The 20646-nt window shown below is 63.5% G+C and carries 18 protein-coding genes and 1 tRNA gene; 9 read left to right on the forward strand and 10 right to left on the reverse strand.

Annotated features, from left to right (window positions below):
• Positions 1-211: 211 nt before the first annotated feature.
• The 3 genes from rpsI to D1012_RS16490 all read right to left on the reverse strand — a co-directional run bounded on the left by rpsI (position 212) and on the right by D1012_RS16490 (position 2062).
• Positions 212-706, reverse strand: coding sequence for a 30S ribosomal protein S9 (rpsI, locus tag D1012_RS16480; protein WP_118155171.1), 495 nt, complete (start codon positions 704-706; stop codon positions 212-214).
• A 2-nt stretch (positions 707-708) separates the two neighbouring features.
• On the reverse strand, positions 709-1173 hold the full coding sequence (rplM, locus tag D1012_RS16485) for a 50S ribosomal protein L13 (protein ID WP_118154820.1): 465 nt from the start codon (positions 1171-1173) through the stop codon (positions 709-711).
• A 151-nt stretch (positions 1174-1324) separates the two neighbouring features.
• Positions 1325-2062 (reverse strand): GNAT family N-acetyltransferase, encoded by a 738-nt coding sequence (locus D1012_RS16490; protein ID WP_118154823.1) that lies wholly within the window; start codon positions 2060-2062, stop codon positions 1325-1327.
• 105 nt (positions 2063-2167) lie between these two features.
• Between D1012_RS16490 and msrB the strand changes: the two genes are divergently transcribed.
• Complete coding sequence (gene msrB, locus D1012_RS16495) at positions 2168-2563, forward strand: peptide-methionine (R)-S-oxide reductase MsrB (protein WP_118155174.1); 396 nt, start codon at positions 2168-2170, stop codon at positions 2561-2563.
• A 61-nt stretch (positions 2564-2624) separates the two neighbouring features.
• Here msrB and D1012_RS16500 read toward each other — a convergent pair whose 3' ends face one another.
• Positions 2625-3122 carry an outer membrane protein assembly factor BamE gene (locus tag D1012_RS16500; RefSeq protein ID WP_199489539.1) on the reverse strand — a complete coding sequence of 166 codons (498 nt, stop codon included), beginning with the start codon at positions 3120-3122 and terminating at the stop codon, positions 2625-2627.
• Between the two features lie 232 nt (positions 3123-3354).
• Between D1012_RS16500 and D1012_RS16505 the strand changes: the two genes are divergently transcribed.
• The 8 genes from D1012_RS16505 (at position 3355) to D1012_RS16540 (ending at position 9232) form a co-directional block, all read left to right on the forward strand.
• Positions 3355-3954 (forward strand): YceD family protein, encoded by a 600-nt coding sequence (locus D1012_RS16505; RefSeq protein ID WP_435530932.1) that lies wholly within the window; start codon positions 3355-3357, stop codon positions 3952-3954.
• A gap of 154 nt (positions 3955-4108) precedes the next feature.
• Entirely contained in the window at positions 4109-4315 is a 207-nt protein-coding gene (rpmF, locus tag D1012_RS16510; RefSeq protein WP_103333526.1) for a 50S ribosomal protein L32, read from the forward strand.
• Positions 4316-4342: 27 nt separating this feature from the next.
• The gene (gene plsX, locus D1012_RS16515) at positions 4343-5455 is read left to right on the forward strand and encodes a phosphate acyltransferase PlsX (RefSeq protein ID WP_118154829.1); all 1113 of its coding nucleotides are present in this window, start codon (positions 4343-4345) and stop codon (positions 5453-5455) included.
• The gene (locus tag D1012_RS16520; protein ID WP_118154832.1) at positions 5452-6423 is read left to right on the forward strand and encodes a beta-ketoacyl-ACP synthase III; all 972 of its coding nucleotides are present in this window, start codon (positions 5452-5454) and stop codon (positions 6421-6423) included. The genes plsX and D1012_RS16520 overlap by 4 nt, the downstream gene beginning before the upstream one ends.
• 93 nt (positions 6424-6516) lie before the next feature.
• A complete protein-coding gene (gene ihfA, locus D1012_RS16525) occupies positions 6517-6819 on the forward strand; it encodes an integration host factor subunit alpha (protein WP_118154835.1) in 303 nt (100 codons plus the stop codon).
• Between the two features lie 27 nt (positions 6820-6846).
• Entirely contained in the window at positions 6847-7896 is a 1050-nt protein-coding gene (locus D1012_RS23035; protein WP_233517157.1) for a MerR family transcriptional regulator, read from the forward strand.
• A 111-nt stretch (positions 7897-8007) separates the two neighbouring features.
• Positions 8008-8085: transfer RNA gene (locus D1012_RS16535), tRNA-Pro, on the forward strand.
• 70 nt (positions 8086-8155) lie between these two features.
• Positions 8156-9232, forward strand: a complete 1077-nt coding sequence (locus tag D1012_RS16540; RefSeq protein ID WP_118154838.1) for a 2'-deoxycytidine 5'-triphosphate deaminase — start codon at positions 8156-8158, stop codon at positions 9230-9232.
• A gap of 133 nt (positions 9233-9365) precedes the next feature.
• Here the strand turns inward: D1012_RS16540 and D1012_RS16545 are convergent, their stop codons facing one another.
• From D1012_RS16545 to D1012_RS16570, 6 genes are all read right to left on the reverse strand, one after another.
• Positions 9366-10991: an alpha-D-glucose phosphate-specific phosphoglucomutase gene (locus D1012_RS16545; RefSeq protein ID WP_118154841.1), complete on the reverse strand. Its 1626-nt coding sequence runs from the start codon at positions 10989-10991 to the stop codon at positions 9366-9368.
• Positions 10988-13114: a glycogen debranching protein GlgX gene (gene glgX / locus D1012_RS16550; RefSeq protein WP_267897834.1), complete on the reverse strand. Its 2127-nt coding sequence runs from the start codon at positions 13112-13114 to the stop codon at positions 10988-10990. The genes D1012_RS16545 and glgX overlap by 4 nt, the downstream gene beginning before the upstream one ends.
• Complete coding sequence (glgA, locus tag D1012_RS16555; protein ID WP_435530933.1) at positions 13111-14535, reverse strand: glycogen synthase GlgA; 1425 nt, start codon at positions 14533-14535, stop codon at positions 13111-13113. Before glgA ends, glgX begins: the two co-directional genes overlap by 4 nt.
• 89 nt (positions 14536-14624) lie before the next feature.
• Positions 14625-15896 carry a glucose-1-phosphate adenylyltransferase gene (glgC, locus tag D1012_RS16560; RefSeq protein ID WP_118154847.1) on the reverse strand — a complete coding sequence of 424 codons (1272 nt, stop codon included), beginning with the start codon at positions 15894-15896 and terminating at the stop codon, positions 14625-14627.
• A 20-nt stretch (positions 15897-15916) separates the two neighbouring features.
• A complete protein-coding gene (gene glgB, locus D1012_RS16565; RefSeq protein WP_118154850.1) occupies positions 15917-18097 on the reverse strand; it encodes a 1,4-alpha-glucan branching protein GlgB in 2181 nt (726 codons plus the stop codon).
• A 43-nt stretch (positions 18098-18140) separates the two neighbouring features.
• Positions 18141-20564 carry a glycogen/starch/alpha-glucan phosphorylase gene (locus tag D1012_RS16570; RefSeq protein ID WP_435530934.1) on the reverse strand — a complete coding sequence of 808 codons (2424 nt, stop codon included), beginning with the start codon at positions 20562-20564 and terminating at the stop codon, positions 18141-18143.
• Positions 20565-20646 lie beyond the last annotated feature (82 nt).

Consider the following 20646-nt stretch of genomic DNA (forward strand, 5'->3'; position numbering starts at 1 on the left):
CCCATGCACCGCCTGCCGTGATCAAACGACACAAGCGCGTTCTTTCCAAGAAAATTCCATCACCCGTTCAGGCAGAAAAGATTAAGAAACTCTTAAAGTCCACGGGTCAACCCATTGATATAAAACACCTCAGGGCGGTGTAACACAGAGGGACAGTACCAATAAAAAGGCCCGCCAAACGGCGGGCCTTTCCAAAACCAATGTCGAAAGCTCAGCGCTTCGAGAACTGGAACGATTTCCGGGCTTTCGCCTTGCCGTATTTCTTCCGTTCCACCACGCGGCTGTCGCGGGTCAGGAAACCGGCGGCTTTCAAAGCACCACGCAGGCCGGGTTCGTACAATTGCAGGGCTTTCGAGATGCCATGCTTGACCGCGCCCGCCTGCCCCGACAGACCGCCGCCAACCACGGTGGCCATCACGTCGAACTGGCCTTCCACGTTTGCGATGGTGAAGGGCTGCTTCAGGATCATCTGCAGAACCGGACGGGCGAAATAGGCCGCCATTTCCTTGCCGTTCACAGTGACCTTGCCGGTGCCGGGCTTGACCCAGACGCGGGCAACAGCGTTCTTCCGCTTGCCTGTCGCATAGGACCGACCCAGCGCATCACGCACAGCCACACGCGGTGCAGCAGCAGGGGCCGCCGCAACGTCAGCGGAGGTGCCGGACACGGCCGATTTCAGATCGTCGAGAGATTTGATGTCAGCCATGATCACGCGCTCCGGGTGTTCTTGGGGTTCAGCGCGCCAACGTCGAGGACGGTGGGCTGCTGAGCTTCATGCGGATGTTCCGCACCGGCATAGACGCGCAGGTTGGTCATCTGCTGGCGGCCAAGACGGTTGCGGGTGATCATACGCTCGACGGCCTTGATCACCACACGCTCGGGGTGGTTGCCTTCCAGCACCTGCCGCGCGGTGCGCTGCTTGATGCCGCCCGGATGGCCGGTGTGCCAGTAATAGATCTTGTCGGCACGCTTGTTGCCGGTCATCTGGATCTTGTCTGCATTGATGATGATGACATTGTCACCCATATCCATATGCGGGGTAAACGTCGGCTTGTTCTTGCCGCGCAGGATGTTGGCGACGATCGTGGCAAGGCGGCCCAGAACGATGCCTTCGGCATCGATCAGGATCCACTTTTTCTCGATGTCCGCCGGAGTAGCGGTAAAGGTTTTCATCGGTGGTGTCCCATGGAGGATAGGCAGGGGTTGCCCCCCGGTAACTCGGATGGCGGCTTATCGCGCATCGGGGATGCAGCGTCAAGCGGCAGGATCAATATATAAGTAATCAAAAACAATAGTTTACAAAAGTGGTATTATGGTACCCCAACTATCCGGCTGCAATCAACCGCAGCGCACGGGCGCGCGCCGGGGGGATGGCGGCGATTTCCACACCGGTCAGCACATGCAGGGTGTCCATATCGCGGTCAATGACCGCATGATCGCTGACCCAGCCCCCCATCGACAGATAGGTGCGCAGCAAAGGCGGCATCGGCGCCCCCTGCCCGGCAGCGGCCAGCGGCAGCTCGGCCAGCGCGATACGCTCGGGCGCAAGCGGTGCGGGACGCCACTGGTCCGGCGCAATACGGGGAATCAGCGCGCCAAGTGCCGCCGCATGAACAACCGGATCGGCCCCGGAAAAGCTGGAACAGCCAAACAGCAGCCCCACGCCCATCTCATCCACCATCCGCGTCATCGCAGCCCAGGCCAGCCGCAGAATGTCGGGGTCATGCTGCGCGGGGTCCAGACAGAACCGCCCCAGTTCCAGCATCGGTCCGGGAAAATGCGCCAGCCGTGACAGATCGTAGAATTGCGCGGCATAGGACTGCCCCACGGTCGCGCCGTCGAACAGCTGCACCCGGTAGCACGCCACCAGATCGCCGGTCGCCCGGTCCTGCACCAGCATATGCTGGGCAACGGCGTCAAAGGCATCGGCGTCGCGCCCATCCTGCAGCGCCCTGCCCCGTGCCGCCCGGAAGGCGACGTGCCGCAGCCGTTGCGCGGCATCGACCTCGGCCCCGGTGCGGGCGAGGCGAACCTGATACCGCCCTCGCGACAATGGGTTCATGTCGCCTCCCCTGACACTTGGCACACCTTCCGGCCCACCCTAAATACATTGGTGACCCGGCGCATTTGCGCGCAGGTCAGCCGCACAGAACCACAGGAGATGTTTATGGACAAGGTTGTCAAACCGGATTCCGAATGGCGCGAGATGCTGTCAGACCTTGCCTACAAGGTCACGCGCAAACATGGCACCGAGCGCGCCTTTAGCCATGATGATTTTCCAAAAGAGCCGGGCACGTACCGCTGTGTCTGCTGCGATGCGCCCTTGTTCGATCAGGCGACGAAGTTCGACTCCGGCACCGGCTGGCCCAGCTTTTTCGCGCCGATCAGCAGCGAGTTGGTGGGCGAATCCGAAGACAGCAGCTGGTTCATGCGCCGGACCGAAGTGCATTGTAATCGCTGCGACGCGCATCTGGGCCATGTCTTCAATGACGGCCCGGCCCCGACCGGCCTGCGCTATTGCATGAACGGCGTCGCGCTGACCTTCGAGCCAGAGACTGAGTAACAGACCGCACAAGCCTGGGCCCCCCACCCGCTGGGGGTCCGGTTGCTTGCCCAGAGGTTCTTCAGTTGTTCAGAAGCTGCCCGGCCCCGAGACGACCGAAGTTCGAGAACAGCTGGCGCAGCACGCCCATGCCCTTCACGCTGCTTTCGGTCACACGGCGTGACAGTGGCACGATCTGGCCGCGCTCCAGCCCGAAGCGTTCGACATTCTGCAGCACGCCCCCGTCGGTAAAGGTCAGGGCGACAACCTGACGGTCGATTTCCTTTGGCGCAATCGCGCCGCGCTGTTCCCAGCGGCTTTGCACGTAAAACCAACCGGTATCATTCAGCAGACCCGATGCTGAAGGCCGCCCGACCTTTGGCGCCGCAGTTTCCCGGGTGTCTTTGCCGACTTCCAGCTGGGCCAGATCTTCTTCGGCGGGGACATAGCCGTGATTGCGATAAATCGGGGCGCAGGCGGTCAGGGCTGCGGCAAGGCACAGCACCGCAACGGCCCGCAGCATGCCGCGTGGGGAAAAAGCCGCCGGCTTGCGGGCGCGCTGCGCTGTCGTCGATGCCATCCGTTGTATTCCCTACCCAGCGTCTACTGTGCAACCAGGGCCATCACTGCACCTGCGGCCTTGCCAAGCGGGGTATCGCCGCTTAGGTGCCACAGGATCAAGACCCGTCTCCTGATGCAAAGGCTTACAGAAGGACGCGGGCCGGTTCAAGAATGGAACGCGCGTGGCCTGCGTCTCATCCCGGCCCTGTGCCCTTCGTGCCTTCCCGACGTGATACAAAGGTGATCCCGCCATGAAAAAACCAAGCGCCCCTGTTTCCCCGCCCGAGGTGTCAGTGCCTGCCACCCCACCTGCCATGAGCCAGACGTTCCGCAGCGGTGCCTTGTCGATGCGCAAACCGACGCGGTTTGACCTGCAACCCGACGCGGCGACGCGCAAGGCGATTGCCGACGAGCTGGGCCTGCTGTCGGTGCCGTTCCTGCATTTCAAAGGCGAGATCCGCCCCGCACCCAACCGCGACTTTGTGCTGGAAGCAGAGCTGAAAGCGGTGGTCGCTCAGCCTTGTGTCGTGACGCTGGCCCCGGTGCGCGCCGAGATCACCGAGACGGTACTGCGGCGCTATGTCTCTGACTGGGAAGAGCCCACCGGCGACGAGGCGGAGATGCCCGAAGATGACACGGCCGAACCGATCCCCGAGGTGATTGATGTGGGACTCGTCGCATTGGAGGCGCTGGTGCTGGCGCTGCCGCTGTACCCGCGTGCAGCCGGGGCGGAACTGGGCGAAGTGGCGGCGACCCCACCGGGGGCAGAGCCTTTGCGTGATGCCGATCTGAAGCCCTTTGCTTCGCTCGCGGCCCTGAAGGACAAAATGGAGGGAGGTGCAGAAGGCTGATGCACAATCTGCTGATTGGGGCTTGCACCGCGCCCAGATAAATGTATGTTCCGCGCCTCATTCGGGGTGTGGAAACGCGCCCCCGGCGGCGCTATCCGCTAGAAGAATCGTCAAGTAAAACAGGGGCATGTCCCCACTACCCAAAGGTTGCGACATGGCTGTCCCGCAGAACCGAGTCACCAAATCCAAACGTAACATGCGTCGTGCTCACGATGCGCTGGTTGCTGGAAACCCCGCTGATTGCCCCAACTGTGGTGAGCTGAAACGCCCGCACCACGTGTGCGGCGCTTGTGGCCACTATGACGCCCGCGAAGTCGTGGCGACCACCAAAGACGTCGATCTGGACGAGGACGCGGCGTAAGCCGCGTCTGATCGGCGCACCCTGCCCATGACAAGCGGACTGCTACATCCGGCGACGGACAAGCTTGAAGGCGGGGCTGTTACAGTCATTTCGGTTGACGCCATGGGCGGCGACCGTGGGCCGGCAGCGGTTGTTGCCGGTCTTGGCTTGTCTGCCGCCAAACATGGCGACGTGCGCTTTATCCTGCATGGCGACAGTGCCACGCTGACTCCGCTGGTGGCGGCGCAACCCGGTCTGTCCGACCGGGTCACTGTCATGCATGCCGACCGCGTGGTGACCATGAATGACAAACCCAGCCAGGTGATGCGCCATGGCGAAGGCACGTCGATGTGGTCAACGATTGACGCGGTGAAATCAGGGGCGGCACAGGCCGCCGTATCCTGTGGCAACACCGGTGCCTTGATGGCGGTGTCGATGGTCCGCCTGCGCAAGATTGCCGGAGTAAACCGCCCTGCCATTGCCTGCCTGTGGCCCAGCCGGAACCCCGGCGGGTTCAACGTGATGCTCGACGTCGGTGCGGGGATCGAGGCCGAAGCCGAAGATCTTTTGCAATTCGCCGCCATGGGCGCCTCTTATGCCCGCAACGGTCTGGCGCTGTCGCGTCCGCGCGTCGGCCTGCTGAATGTCGGCACCGAAGAGCACAAGGGCCGGGCCGAGCTGAAAACCGCACATGACCGCATGGTTGAGGCAGCCGAGGCCGGCGGGTTCGAATTTGTCGGCTTTGTCGAAGGCGGCGATATTCCCGGCGACCGCGCAGATGTTATCGTCACCGACGGCTTTACCGGCAATATCGCGCTGAAAACCGGCGAAGGCACCGCCAAACTGATCTCGGATTTCCTGCGCGAGGCGTTCGGGGCCGGGCTGTTGTCGAAATTCGCGGCGCTGCTGGCGCTGAATTCGTTGAAACGCCTGCAAAAGCGCATAGATCCCAGACGGGTCAATGGCGGGGTGTTTCTGGGGCTGAACGGTACGGTGGTCAAATCGCACGGATCGGCGGATGAAACCGGCGTAGCGGCGGCCATCGGGCTGGCGATCCAGCTGGCCCGCAGCGGCTTTGTCGAGCGGCTGGCTGCGCGGGTCGCATCGACCGTCAAGAAAGTGGCAGAGGAACCTGCCGGGGAAGTCGGGGCAAGATCATGACAGTACGCGCCGTTGTTGCGGGCGTGGGCCATTACCTGCCCGCGCGCGTTGTGGCCAACGCTGATCTGGAAGCGCTGGTGGAAACCAGTGATGAATGGATTCGCTCGCGCTCTGGCATCGAACGGCGGCACTTTGCGGCTGAGGGCGAAATGACCTCGCATCTGGCCACCCATGCCGCGCGCGCCGCCCTTGCGGATGCAGGCATGGGTGCCGATGAGATCGATGCGATCATCGTTGCCACCTCGACGCCCGATCTGACCTTTCCCTCGGTCGCCACGATGGTTCAGGCCGAGTTGGGGATGACCCGCGGCTTTGGCTTTGACGTGCAGGCGGTCTGCGCCGGATTCGTCTACGCCCTCACCACCGCGAATGGCATGATCCTGTCGGGTCAGGCAAAGCGGGTGCTGGTGATCGGCGCCGAAACCTTCAGCCGGCTGATGGACTGGAACGACCGCACCACCTGCGTTTTGTTCGGCGACGGCGCGGGCGCGCTGGTGCTGGAGGCGCAGCCCGGCACCGGCGACTCGTCGGACCGGGGAATCCTTGCCAGCGACCTGCATTCGGATGGCCGCTACAAGGATCTGTTGTATGTCGATGGCGGCACCAGCACCGGCACCACCGGCCACCTGCGGATGGCAGGCAAAGAAGTGTTCCGCCATGCCGTTGAAAAGCTTGCAGAAACGGCAAATGCTTGTTTGGAAAAAGCTGGTCTGACCAGTGGTGATGTTGACTGGATCGTGCCCCATCAGGCCAATATCCGCATCATCGAAGGCACCGCCAAAAAGATGCAGCTGTCGATGGATCAGGTGGTGGTCACCGTGCAGGATCATGGCAACACCTCTGCCGCGTCCATCCCGCTTGCCCTGTCGGTCGGCAAGGCGCGTGGCCAGATCAAACAAGGCGATCTGATCGTGACCGAGGCCATCGGCGGCGGTCTGGCTTGGGGATCGGTGGTTCTTCGCTGGTGAGGGCGATTTAACTACGCCCTTCAAGTGTCTGATATTGACTCGCAAATCCGTACGTCGCATCCTCTGTATCAAAAGCCCGGGGGGGATTTGCGAATGAGCGAAAAAACACTGACCCGTATGGACCTGTCGGAAGCCGTTTTCCGCGAGGTGGGATTGAGCCGCAATGAATCAGCCCAGCTGGTCGAAGCGGTTCTGCAGCATATGTCTGATGCCCTCGCCTCGGGCGAGCAGGTCAAGATCTCGTCCTTTGGCACCTTTTCGGTGCGCGACAAATCTGCGCGCGTGGGCCGGAACCCCAAAACCGGGGATGAGGTGCCGATCAGCCCGCGCCGGGTGCTGACCTTCCGCCCGTCGCATCTGATGCGCGACCGCGTGGCAGCCGGCAAAAAGAAGTAACCGCATGACACAAGGAGAGCGCGGCGCATGAATAAATCGCCCGACGCCTTCCGCACCATTTCGGAAGTCGCTGATCTTCTGGAAACCCCGGCCCATGTGCTGCGGTTCTGGGAAAGCCGGTTTCCGCAGATCCGCCCGGTGAAACGCGCGGGGGGGCGGCGCTATTATCGCCCGGCCGACGTGGCCCTGCTGACCGGCATCAAGCGCCTGTTGCACGATGAGGGTCTGACGATTCGCGGCGTGCAGAAAATCCTGCGCGAACAAGGGGTCCGCTATGTCTCTGGCGTCTCCGATGACAGCGCCGACACGGACGAGGATGACGATCTGGCAACCGCGCTGGCCGCGGCCACCGGCGCGCCCGATCCGTCTGAAAGCCTGCCCCCGGCAGAGGCCGAGACCGCCCAGATCATCGCCCTGCAAGCCGCCCTGCGCGAGCCGGTGGCACCGCCCCCCGTGCCTGCGGCAGAAAGCGCGGAACCCGCGCCAGAGGTGGCTGAGGTCGAATCTGAGGCTGAGGCCGATGCACCTGCCGACTGGCAAGCGGACAGCGCCGCCGAGGATGCGGCAGACGTCAGCCTGCCACAGGACACGGCGCCTGTTGTTCCCGAACCGCCCCCGCCAGTGACGGTTGCGCCGGTTGTTGCTGCGCCGTCCCCTCCCACCCCCGCTGCGCCGGTGGTGACCGATCTCTTCTCCCGCGTCCCGCCACCACCTCCTCCGGCAGCCCCCGAGGCTCCGGTGGCTGAGGCCCCGATGGCGGTCTGGGCGGATGAGGCCGACGTGTCGCACGATCCGGCAAAGGGCGAGTCGCCTGAACCGTCGCCCCCGGCGGTGCTGCGCATCACCCGGATCGGCGCGGCACCCGCGCCCGGCCCGGAAGAGCCTGCCCCGGTCCCGCCTGCCCTGCCCGTCATGGCCGAGCCGCCGGTGATCACCGGCCCGACCCTTGGGCAAAGGCTGCGGGCGGTGTCGGCGGCGGATCTGGCGACGGCCGACCGGCAGCGCCTGTCGGACCTACGCGATCAGGCCATGGCCTTGCGCGCCCGCCTGTCCGGGCCTGCACGCGCTCAGGGCTGAGCGCGCGGTTTTGCAGGGTCGTCATTTTTTGACGCCCGTCGTTTTGTAGAGGGAGTCCGGTGCTTTCCTGCTTGTGCCGCCCGCGAATATCAGTATGTATCCCGGCATGTTCGGGCCGTAGCGCAGCCTGGTTAGCGCGTCCGTCTGGGGGGCGGAAGGTCGAGAGTTCGAATCTCTCCGGCCCGACCATTTCCAAAACCGCCCGCTTGGCTTTGCGCCTTGCGGGCGGTTTTCATTTCAGGCCCTTGGGGGGTGCGTCATGACAAAGACCGGGGTTCTTGCCGCGCAACAGCTGCGCCAGATGATCGCCCAAGGGGCGATTGCGGCCACACCTGCCATTCTGCCCCAACAGGTCCAGCCCGCCAGCCTTGATCTGCGGCTGGGCACCATGGCCTACCGCGTGCGCGCCTCGTTCCTTGCCGGCAAGGGCCGCCCGGTCGCCGAGCGGCTGGCCGAATTCGAGATGCACCGGATGGACATGACCGATGGCACGGTACTGGAAAAAGGCTGCGTCTATGTGATTCCACTGATGGAGGGGCTGACCCTGCCCGGCGGATTGTCGGCGGTGGCCAATGCCAAATCCTCGACCGGGCGGCTGGATCTGCTGACCCGGCTGATCACCGATGGCGGCACCGAATTTGACCGGATTCCTGATGGGTACGATGGCCCGCTTTATGCCGAGGTCTGCCCCCGGTCGTTCTCGGTGCTGGTGCGGGCCGGTCAGCGGCTGAACCAGATCCGCTTTCGTGCGGGGCAAGCGGTCCTGTCCGATGCCGATCTGGCCGCGCTGCACAAGGTCGAGCCGCTGGTCGATGGCACCCCGGTGATCTCTGAGGGCCTTGGCTTTTCGGTCGATCTGCGCCCCGCCACCGGCGATCTGGTCGGCTACCGGGCCAAACCACATACCGGCGTGGTCGATCTGGACCGGATCGGCCATTACCCCGCCGCCGAGTTCTGGGAAGAAATCCACACCACCGAGGGCCGCATCATCCTCGACCCCGGCGCATTCTACATTCTGGTGAGCCGCGAGGCGGTTACCATCCCGCCCGATTACGCGGCTGAGATGGCCCCTTACCTTGCGATGGTCGGGGAATTCCGGGTGCATTACGCCGGATTTTTCGACCCTGGCTTCGGCCATGCCGCAGCGGGCGGGGCAGGCTCGCGCGGGGTGCTGGAGGTGCGCTGCCACGAAGCGCCTTTTGTGCTGGAACACGGGCAGGTGGTGGGCCGTCTGGTCTATGAGCGCATGGCCGAACGCCCCGATGCGCTTTATGGCGAAAAGATCGCCTCGAATTATCAGGGGCAGGGCCTGAAACTGGCCAAGCAGTTTCGCTGACCCCGACGTTCTGGCGCGGCGACAGGCTGCGGACGCCTCCGGCGGGAGTATTTTGCAAGCAGCAATGACACCGAAGGCACCCTTTGCTTTGCTGCTTCTGAAATACTCCCGCCGGAGGCGTCCGTCCTTTGGCTCAGGTCACCACATCCGGCGTGGTGCGCCCGGTAAACTCCTCCAGCCGCGCAAGCGAATGGGCCGCACGGATCACCGGGGCCAGTGCCTGCTGCGGATCGTGGTCCAGCCCGTCGGGGCCGGGCGCATAGCGTTCGAGATAGACCCGCAAGGTGGCCCCCTCGGTGCCGGTGCCGGACAGGCGCATCACGATGCGGCTGCCATCCGCGAACAGGATGCGCACGCCCTGCTTTGCGCTGACAGAGGCGTCGACCGGGTCGGTATAGGCGAAGTCATCGGCGGCGGTGATGGTCATGCCCTCGACCTCGCGCCCCGGCAGGCCGGGCAGCAGATCGCGGAGTGCGGCCATCATCGCGTCAGCCTTCTCAGTAGTAATCGCCTCGAAATCATGGCGGCTGTAGTAATTGCGGCCATAGGTGGCCCAATGGTCGCCCAGGATCTCGGCCACCGATTGCTTGCGCGCGGCCAGAATGTTGAGCCACAAGAGCACCGCCCAAAGCCCGTCTTTTTCGCGCACATGGTCCGATCCGGTGCCAAAGCTCTCCTCGCCGCAGAGCGTGACCTTGCCCGCGTCGAGCAGGTTGCCAAAGAATTTCCAGCCCGTCGGCGTTTCAAACTTCGCGATCCCCAGCGCATCGGCCACCCTGTCGGCGGCGGCAGAGGTCGGCATCGAGCGCGCCACACCGGCCAGCCCGCGTGCATAGCCGGGGGCCAGATGGGCATTGGCCGCAAGCACGGCGAGGCTGTCGGAAGGGGAGACATAGATGCCACGCCCCACCACCATGTTGCGGTCGCCGTCGCCGTCGCTTGCCGCGCCAAAGTCAGGGGCGCCCTCGCCCATCATCTCGGCCATCAGCTCATGCGCCCAGGTCGGGTTCGGGTCTGGATGCATGCCGCCGAAATCCGGCAACGGTGTCGCATGGGTCACGGTGCCCTTGGGCGCGCCCAGACGGTTTTCCAGAATTTCCACCGCATAGGGGCCGGTGACCGCGCACATCGCGTCCATCCGCATCCGGAAGCCGCCCGCGAACAGCGCGCGCAGGGCGGGGAAATCGAACAGGGTTTCCATGAGTGCTGCATAATCGCTGACCGGATCCACCACATCGACGATCATGCCACCAAGGTCAGAACGCCCGACCGTGTTCAGATCGACATCCTGCGCTTCCAGCATCCGGTACCCGGTGAGTTCGGTGGTGCGCTGATACATCGCCTCGGTCACGTGTTCCGGGGCCGGGCCACCGTTGGGCATGTTGAACTTGACGCCGAAATCCTCCTCCGGCCCGCCGGGGTTGTGCGAGGCGCTCATGATGATGCCACCATCGGTCTTGTTGAGGCGGATCAGATGGCTGGCGGCGGGCGTTGACAGGATTGCGCCCTGCCCCACGATCACCCGCGCCGCGCCATTGGCAGCGGCCATCCGCAAGATGACCTGCGCGGCGCGGTCGTTAAAATAGCGCCCGTCACCGCCCAGCACAAAGGTTTTGCCTTTCGCCTCCACCACATCGAAAATCGCCTGCGTGAAGTTTTCCAGATAATGCCGCCCCATGAACACCGGCGTCTTCTTGCGCAGGCCAGAGGTGCCCGGTTTTTGTCCGGCAATCGGTTGGGTGGCGACGGTGGTGATCATGGGTGTTCTCCTTGGGCCCGCCCCTCCTCCGGGGCAGAGCGAAACATCAGGACAGACTGCGCCGGCAACTCGGCTGGCGCGGGTCCGGTGGTCAGATCGGGGCGCGTGGTGTCCAGCACCAGCGCCCATCGGGCCGAAGCGGGCAAGGTCAGCGGGACCGCGCCACCGCAGTTGAAATAGGACAGCACCGCATCGCAGCACGGATCCCCGCCTTCGGCGGCCATCCGCAGCTCGACCCCCAGCGCGCGGAACGCGGGGTCATGCCAGTCCTGCGGGGTGGGCGCGCTGCCATCGGGTTTGCGCCAGCCCACATCCGGCAGGTCATCGGCAGCCCGTTTGCGCGCGTGCAGAAACCGGCGTTGCCGCAACACCGGATGCGCCCGGCGCAGTGCGGTCAGCCGGGCGATGAAATCGGTCAGAGCGGGGTCGGGATCCGACCAGTCCAGCCAGGTCACCGCATTGTCCTGCGCATAGGCGTTGTTGTTGCCGCCCTGACTGTGACCCAGCTCATCGCCCGCCAGCAGCATCGGCACGCCTTGGCTCAGCATCAGCGTCGCCAGCAGGTTGCGCTTGCGCAAGGCCCGCGCCGCCCGCACGGCGGGGTCATCGCTTGGCCCCTCCATCCCCATGTTGTCGGCGTGATTGTCGGAATGGCCGTCGCGGTTGTCCTCACCATTGGCCCAGTTGCGCTTGACGGTAAAGCTGACCAGATCCTCCAGCGTAAAGCCGTCATGTGCGGTCAGGAAATTGACCGAACTGGTGGCAGAGCGCCCGGAGTGGTCAAAGCGCTCGGCGCTGCCCAACAGCCGCTTGGCCAGATCCGGCGTCATCCCGGCATCGCCGCGCCAGAACCGCCGCACCCCGTCGCGGAACTGGTCGTTCCATTCGTGAAACGGGTGCGGATACTGCCCCAGCTGATACCCGCCGGGGCCAATGTCCCACGGCTCGGCAATCAGCTTGACCCGGCTCAGGACCGGGTCTTGCCGGATCGCATCAAAGAACCCGCCGTTAGGGTCAAAGCCATGCAGCTCGCGCCCCAAAACGGTCGCCAGATCAAAGCGGAATCCGTCAACGTGGCAAACCTCCACCCAATAGCGCAAACTGTCCATCACCATACGCAGCACCATCGGATGCGTCAGGTTCAGCGTGTTGCCGGTGCCAGTATCATTGACATAATGCCGCCCGCCATCAGCCAACCGGTAATAACTGGCGTTGTCGAGGCCCCGGTAGCACAGCGTTGGCCCCCATTGGTCGCCCTCGGCGGTGTGGTTGTAGACCACATCGAGGATCACCTCGATCCCCGCCGAATGCAGGCGGCGCACCATGGTCTGAAACTCCCACAGCGCACCCTTGGCCATATAGCGCGGCTCGGGGGCAAAGAACGCCAGCGTGTTATAGCCCCAATGGTTGCGCAAGCCCTTTGCCACCAGAAAGCGGTCATCAGGAAAGGCCTGCACCGGCAGCAGCTCCACCGCCGTCACCCCCAGCTTTTGCAGATGCGCGATCACCGGGTCACTCGCGAGCGCCAGATAGCTGCCGCGCAGGGGTCTATCTACCCCCGGGTGTAGTTGCGTCAGCGCCTTGACATGCGCCTCATAGATCACCGTCTCACAGCGCGGGATGCGCGGCGGTGTGTCATTGCCCCAGGTGAACGACGTGTCGGTCACCACCGCCTTTGGCACCGCAAAAGCGCTGTCCCGCGTGTCAAACGACAGATCACCGCGGCTGGAGCCGATCTTGTAGCCCATCACCGCATCCGACCAGCGCAGCCGCCCCTCCAGCGCACGGGCGTAGGGGTCCAAGAGCAGCTTGTGCGGGTTGAACCGATGGCCCTGCTCGGGCGCATAAGGCCCATGGGCGCGGAAGCCGTAAACCGTGCCCGGCGTGAGACCGCCGACATGCATGTGCCAGATGTCGCCATCCCGCTCGCGGAACGGCAGCCGCACCATCTCCTTGCGCCCGTCTGCGGAAAACAGGCACAGCTCGATCAGATCGGCATGAGCCGAAAACACGGCGAAGTTGACACCATCGCCGTCAAGGCTCGCCCCCATCGGCCAGGGCCGCCCCGGCCCGACCGCATGGCCCGGCAAGCGCGCGGGCAAGGGCGTCAGCCCCGGTGTCATGCGCGCAGGCTTTCGTACAGCGCGGCATATGCCGCCGCCGAAGTTTCCCAGCCCACCGGATGTGCCATCGCGTTCTTTTGCAGCCGCGCCCACAGCTTTGGCTGGCCGTACACCTCCACCAGCTTGGTCAGGGCCTGACCAAAGGCCAGCGCATCGGTCGGGTGAAACACCACCCCCGTCGCCACACCGGCCGCCAGAGTCGCCGGTGAGACGCCGATCACCGTATCCGCCAGCCCGCCAGTCGCCGCCACCACCGGCAGCGTACCAAAGCGCAAGCCATACATCTGAGTCAGACCGCACGGCTCGAACCGCGACGGCACCAGCACGGCATCGGCCCCGGCAAACAGCCGGTGGCTCAGGGCCTCGTCATAACCGATCCGCACCGCCACCCGGCCCGGATGCGCCTGCGCCAGAGCGCGCATCGCCGCCTCCAGCCCCGGATCGCCGGAGCCGAGCACGATCAGACCACCACCCGCCGCGACAAAATTGGGCACCACCTGCGGCAGCAGATCAATGCCCTTCTGGTCGGTCAACCGGCTGACCACGATGGCCAGCGGCCCCGGCACCTCGACCCCGAATTCCGCGCACAGCGCCGCGCGCGCCTGCGCCTTGCCCGCCGGCGCCTTGGCACTGTAGGGCAGCGGCCCAGCCTCGGGCGACCACAGCTCGGTGTCCACCCCGTTCAGAATGCCCGACACACGAGCGCTGCGCGCCGCGACCACGCCCTGCAGCCCCATCCCGAACTCGGGCCGCATCAACTCGGCCGCATAGGTGGGCGAGACAGTGGTGATCCAGTCCGCCGTCACCAGCCCGGCCTTGAGGCTCGACAACCCGCCGTAATACTCCAGCCCGTCAGGATAAAACTGCTCGCCCGGCAGCCGCAAATCGTTGATCAGGTTGACGGGTGCCCACCCCTGAAAGGCGATGTTGTGAATGGTGATCACTGATTTCACCGCCCCCGCGCCATGATAGGCGAGATAGGCCGGCGCAAACCCGGCCTGCCAGTCATGCGCGTGCAGCACATCGGGCCGCCAGCCCGCAATCCCCTCACGCGCGACCCGTGCGGCCACCCAGGACAACGCGGCAAAGCGCTGCGGGTTGTCCCACCAGTCCCCCCCCGGACCGCTATAGGGGCCGCCCTCACGGTCATAGAGATGCGGCGCATCGAGGAGCAGCAGGTCAATCCCCTCGGCCTGCCCCGCATAAACCGTGCCATGGCCGCCAAACAGCCCCGGCTCTTCCCAGACCGGGGTCATCTGCGCCAGCACCGGGCGCAAGGCGCGGTAGGCCGGGATCAGCACCCGCATGTCCCATTCGACGGCGGCCAGTGCGGCGGGCAAAGCGCCGACCACATCGGCCAGACCCCCGGTTTTGACAAAGGGCACACATTCCGACGCGACAGACAGAACCCGACCCTTCATTCTTCGCCCCTTCATCTTGGCTCAAATACTCTCGGGAGGGGTCCGGGGAGGGCAGACAGCCCTCCCCGGGGTCAGCCACCCACGCCACATCAACCCAGCTTTCGTGCCCGCATATCCAGCATATCCTGCGTGATCAACACGATACCCGCCTCGGTCCGGCGGAACCACTTTGCATCCTCTTCCGGGTCTTGCCCGACAACAAGCCCCTCTGGGATGATCACCCCGCGGTCAATCACGCAATTGCGCAGCTCCACCTTGCGGTTGACACAGACCTGCGGCAGCGCCACGACGTGATCCAGCGTGCTCCAGGAATGGGTACGGCAGCCTGTGAACAGCAGCGAGTTGCGCACCTCTGACCCCGAGACGATGCAATCGCCTGACACCAGCGACGAAATCGCCGTACCGCGCCGGCCTTCGGTGTCATGGATGAACTTGGCCGGCGGCGAGATCTCGGCATAGGTCCAGATCGGCCAGCTGTTGTCATACAGATCCAGCTTGGGCACAAAATCGGTCAGATCAATATTGGCCTGCCAGAACGCATCAATCGTGCCGACATCGCGCCAATAGGGCTCATCCTCCAGCCCCGCCGTCACGCAGCTGTCGGCAAATTTATGCGCCACCGCTTTGCCGTTCTTCACGATCTGCGGAATGATGTCATTGCCGAAATCATGGCTGGAATTGCTGTCTTCGGCATCGCGGATCAACAGATCACGCAACAGATCCCAGTTGAAGACATAGATCCCCATCGACGCCAGCGCATTGTCAGGATCGCCCGGAATCGATGGCGGGTCTTTGGGCTTTTCCAGAAACTCGGTAATGTTCATCTGGTCATCGACATGCATCACGCCGAACGCCGTCGCCTCCATCCGGGGCACGGTCAGACAGCCGATGGTCACATCCGCGCCAGAGGAGACGTGCTGCTGCAGCATCACTTCATAGTCCATCTTGTAGATATGGTCCCCGGCCAGAATGATCACATACCTGACCTTGTAATCATCCACGATATCAATGTTTTGCGTGACCGCATCGGCGGTTCCCAGATACCATTTCGTCTCATCCACGCGCTGACTGGCAGGCAGGATATCCAGATATTCATTCCGCTCGGCTCGAAAAAATCCCCAGCCACGCTGCATGTGCCGGATCAGGCTGTGCGCCTTGTATTGCGTGGCAATCGCCATCTTGCGGATGCCCGAGTTCAGAGCGTTGGACAGGGCAAAGTCGATGATCCGGGTCTTGCCGCCGAAATAGACCGCCGGTTTGGCGCGGCGGTCGGTCAGTTCCTTCAGGCGGCTTCCCCGTCCGCCAGCCAATACAAAAGCCATGGCCTGTGACGAGAGCCGTGTGTTTGGTTTTGCCTTCATGATCCCTCCCTCGTCCTGCGCTACGCAAGACCCCCCTGTTTCAGATAGACTGCCGACAGCGGCGGCAATGTGACAACCGCCGACCACGGCCTGCCGTGGCACGGCACCTCCTCTGCCGTGACACCACCCAGATTGCCGCGATTGCCCCCGCCATAAACAACCGCATCAGTGTTCAGAAGTTCCGCCCAATCGCCCCCCGCTGGCAGACCGACTCGGTAGCGCCGGTCCACCGGGGTCATGTTGACCAGTGCCACCACCATCGGATCACTGGCTTTGCCTTTGCGGACCCAGGCATAAACGCTGGCCTCGGCATCATTGCTTTCGATCCACTCAAACCCCTCGGGGCGGGTGTCGTTGACATGCAGCGCAGGCGTGTCGCGGTAGACCCGATTCAGGTCACGCACCAGCGCCTGAATGCCGGAATGCGCTGGGATTTCAAGCTGATGCCAGTCGAGGCTCTGATTATGGTTCCACTCCGCCCCTTGGGCAAACTCCTGTCCCATGAACAGCAGCTTCTTGCCGGGATGCGCCCACATGAACCCGTAATAGGCGCGCAGATTGGCGAACTTCTCCTCACCATCCCCCGGCATCTTGCCCAGCATCGAGCCTTTGCCATGCACCACCTCATCATGGCTGATCGGCAGGATGTAGTTTTCCGACCACGCGTAATGCAGGCCAAAGGTCATCTGATGGTGGTGAAACTTGCGGTGAACAGGGTCTTTTTCCATGTAGGACAGGGTGTCGTTCATCCAGCCCATGTTCCATTTGAACCCAAACCCAAGTCCGCCATGATTGACCGGGCGGCTGACCCCCGGAAAGGCGGTCGACTCCTCGGCCACCGTCATCACGCCGGGGCTCTCGCCATAGGCCACGATGTTCATGCGTTTGAGCATCGCAATGGCCTCGTAATTCTCGCGCCCGCCATCGCGGTTGGGCACCCATTCGCCCGCCTTGCGGCTGTAATCGCGGTAGAGCATCGACGCGACCGCATCGACGCGCAACCCGTCGATATGGAATTCCTCCAGCCAATACAGCGCGTTAGAGACCAGAAAGTTCTGCACCTCATTGCGCCCGTAATTGTAGATCAGCGTGTTCCAGTCGTTGTGAAACCCCTCACGCGGGTCGGCGTGTTCATACAGCGGTGTGCCGTCAAACTGGCCCAGCCCATGCGCATCGGTCGGGAAATGCCCCGGCACCCAGTCGAGCAAGACGCCAAGCCCCTTGCGGTGCGCCGCGTCGATAAAGGCGCGGAACTCCGGCGGGGTGCCGTGGCGGATGGTGGGGGCAAACAGGCCCACCGGCTGATAGCCCCAGGAGCCGTCAAACGGGTATTCGCTCACGGGGAGCAATTCGATATGGGTGAAGCCCATATCGACTGCATAATCAACAAGTTGCTCGGCGAGTTCAATGTAGCTGAGCATGCGGTCCCCCGGCGCGCGCCGCCAGGAGCCCAGATGCACCTCATAAACCGAGATCGGCGCGTCGACATTTTGCTTGGCGTGCCGCGTTTCCATCCAGTGCGCATCATGGAAGTCGCCGGAGATTGTCCTGACAACAGAGGCATTTGCAGGCGGATGTTCAGAGCCGAAGCCAACCGGATCAGCCTTGAGCGGCAGCATCTGGCCGCCCGGACCGCGCAGCTCGTATTTATATGTCGCACCCTCGCCCAGACCGGGCACAAAGGTTTCCCATACGCCGGTCGCACCGCGACGGCGCATCGGGTGGCGGCGGCCGTCCCAGATGTTGAAATCGCCCACCACCGAGACGCGTTCGGCATTCGGGGCCCAGACCGCGAAATGCGTGCCCTCAACCCCCTCATGCGTGATCACATGCGCGCCCAGCACCTGCCACAACCGCTTGTGCGTGCCTTCGCCCAGCAGGTATTCATCCAGCTCGCCCAGCACCGGGCCAAAGCGGAACGGATCGTCAAATTCCCAGGTGGTGTCATGCCCCGTCGCGCGCAGTCGATACGCGGCTTTGCGCGGCAGGGTTGCGATGAAAATCCCCTGCCCCCAATGACTTGCCTCAACTTCCTGACCTGATTTCCCGGTCAGCAGCCACAGCCGTTCCGCCCCCGGCACAAAGGCGGTCACCACCCATTTGCCGCCGCGCTTATGCGGGCCCAGCACCGAAAACGGGTCACCGTGACGCCCCTCGGCAATGGCCCAGGCCACGTCTTCGTCGATCGTGATATCGGCCATGCTGGCTCCTCCCAAAGTCAGCGCGCCCGGTCCGGCCCCGGCGCTACAGCGCCGAGGTCACGTTCCAGACGTCTTTCATATAACTGCGGATGGTGCGGTCCGAGGAAAAGAAACCCGACCGTGCCGTGTTCAGTGCCGCCATTTTCACCCAGTTGTCGCGATCCGCATAAGCGGTATCGACCCGCGACTGCGCCTCATCATAGGCGTCGAAGTCACTGGCCACGAGGAAATAATCGTGATGCCAGACCCGGTGGACCAGATCATGGTAGCGGCCCTTGTCATCGGGGCTGAACCGGCCTTCGGCGATCATCTGCAGCACATCCTGTAGCGTCTGGCTGGCCTCAATCGCCTTGCGGGCGTGGTCGGGGTCTTTCCGCCGCACCATCGCCTCGGCGGTGGTCATGCCGAACAGGAAGAAGTTGTCGTCGCCAACCTCTTGCAAAATCTCGACATTCGCGCCATCGAGCGTGCCGATGGTGGGTGCGCCGTTGATCATGAACTTCATGTTGCCGGTGCCCGACGCCTCTTTGCCGGCGGTCGAGATCTGTTCCGACAGATCCGCAGCCGGGATCAGCCGTTCGGCCATTGAGACGTTGTAATTGGCCGGATAGACGATTTTCAACAGATCGCCGCTGATGGGATCGTTGTTGATAACCTCGGCCACATCATTGATAAGACGGATGATTTCCTTTGCCACCGCATAGCCCGGTGCCGCCTTGCCGCCAAAGATCTTGACCCGCGGCACCCAGTTGGCATTCGGGTTCTGCTTGATCGCTTCCCAATGGCCGATGGTCTGCAGGATGTTCAGGAGTTGCCGTTTGTACTCGTGGATCCGCTTGATCTGCACGTCAAACAGCGCATCCGGGTTCACCACGATGCCCTCATGGCTGGCCAGCCAGTCCGACAGCGCCACCTTGTTCGCGCGCTTTGCCGCATCAAATTCGGTTCGGAACGCTTTGGTTTCAATCGGTTTTTCCAGACCCTTCAACAGATCCAGATCCGCCTCCCAGCCTGATCCGATGGTCTCGGTGATCAGGCCCGACAGCGGCTTGTTGCACATCTTCAGCCAGCGGCGCGGCGTCACGCCGTTGGTCTGGTTCACGATCCGGTCGGGGTGCAGCGCGTGCAACTCCGGGAACAGGTTTTTCTTGATCAGGTCGGAATGCAGCGCCGAGACGCCGTTGACCTTATGCGCCATGATGAAGGCCAGCTCGCCCATCCGCACCTCGTGGTGCTTGACGATGCCGACGTAATGCGGGCGCGCGTGGTTGTCTTCCTTGTGCCAATGGTCGATCTGCTCGACGATCTGCATGTGGCGCGGCAGAACATTGCCAAAGGTATAGGTGGCCCAGCGTTCCAGCGCTTCGGGCAGCAGGGTGTGGTTGGTATAGCCAAGACAGGCCCGCGCCACCGGCAGCGCCTGATCGAACGGCATGTCGTGGTCATCGACCAGCAGCCGGATCAGCTCTGGCCCGGCAATCGCCGGGTGGGTGTCGTTCATCTGGATCGCAACATGATCGGGCAGTTTGCGCAGATCGGAATGCGAGGTGAGGAAACGGCGCAGAATGTCCTGCAACGCGGCAGAGGTCAGGAAAAACTCCTGCTTCAGGCGCAGTTCCTTGCCCTGATAGGTGGTGTCATCGGGATAGAGCACGCGCGACAGGGTGCGCGCCAGTGTCTCCGGCTCGGCAGCGGCGGCGTAATCGCCCCGGTTGAACCGGTCGAGGTCGAACATCGTGGTGGGCAGCGCCCCCCACAGCCGCAGCGTGTTGGCCCATTTGCCCTGCCAGCCGACCACCGGCGTGTCATGCGCCGAGGCGACGACCGTTTCGCCCGGCACCCAGACATCGCGGCCGCCCTGCTGTTCGATATGGCCCTTGAACGGGATCACATAGGCCGCCTCGGGCCGCGCGAACTCCCACGGATGGTCCTGCTTGAGCCAGTCCTCGGGGGTTTCGACCTGCCGCCCGCCTTCAAACCGCTGGCGGAACAGACCATGTTCGTAGCGGATGCCGTAGCCATAGGCCGGGCAGCCCAGCGTGGCCATCGACTCCATGAAACAGGCCGCCAGCCGCCCCAACCCGCCGTTGCCGAGGGCGGCATCCGGCTCATCCTCGATGATGGCGCGGAAATCCTGGCCAAAGCTGGCCATCACCTCTTCGGCCTGATCGCGCAGGCCAAGGTTGACAGTCGCATCCTCCAGCAGACGTCCGATCAGGAATTCCATCGACAGGTAGTAGACCCGCTTGTGATCGGTGCCCCAGGTCTTGCGGGTCGAAGCAAACCACGGCTCCATGATCTGATCGCGGATCGCAAAAGACAGCGCCATGCGCCAGTCATAGGTGCTGGCGTGATCGGCGTCCTTGCCCAGCGTAAAGGCCAGATGCCGCAGAACATTCGCTTTCAACGTGGTCGGATTGGGGCTGAGATCGTTCACATCGGGTTCCACGGTTTGGGGTTGCGGCACATCCGCCTCAGGCTAGTCGCGTGGCGGTCAGGGTCAAGCACCCGCACCTTTGCCACGCCTTCCCCCTTGGCGTCATGTCACG

The sequence above is a fragment of the Pseudotabrizicola alkalilacus genome, assembly GCF_003443995.1.
Classification (GTDB): Bacteria; Pseudomonadota; Alphaproteobacteria; order Rhodobacterales; family Rhodobacteraceae; genus Pseudotabrizicola; species Pseudotabrizicola alkalilacus.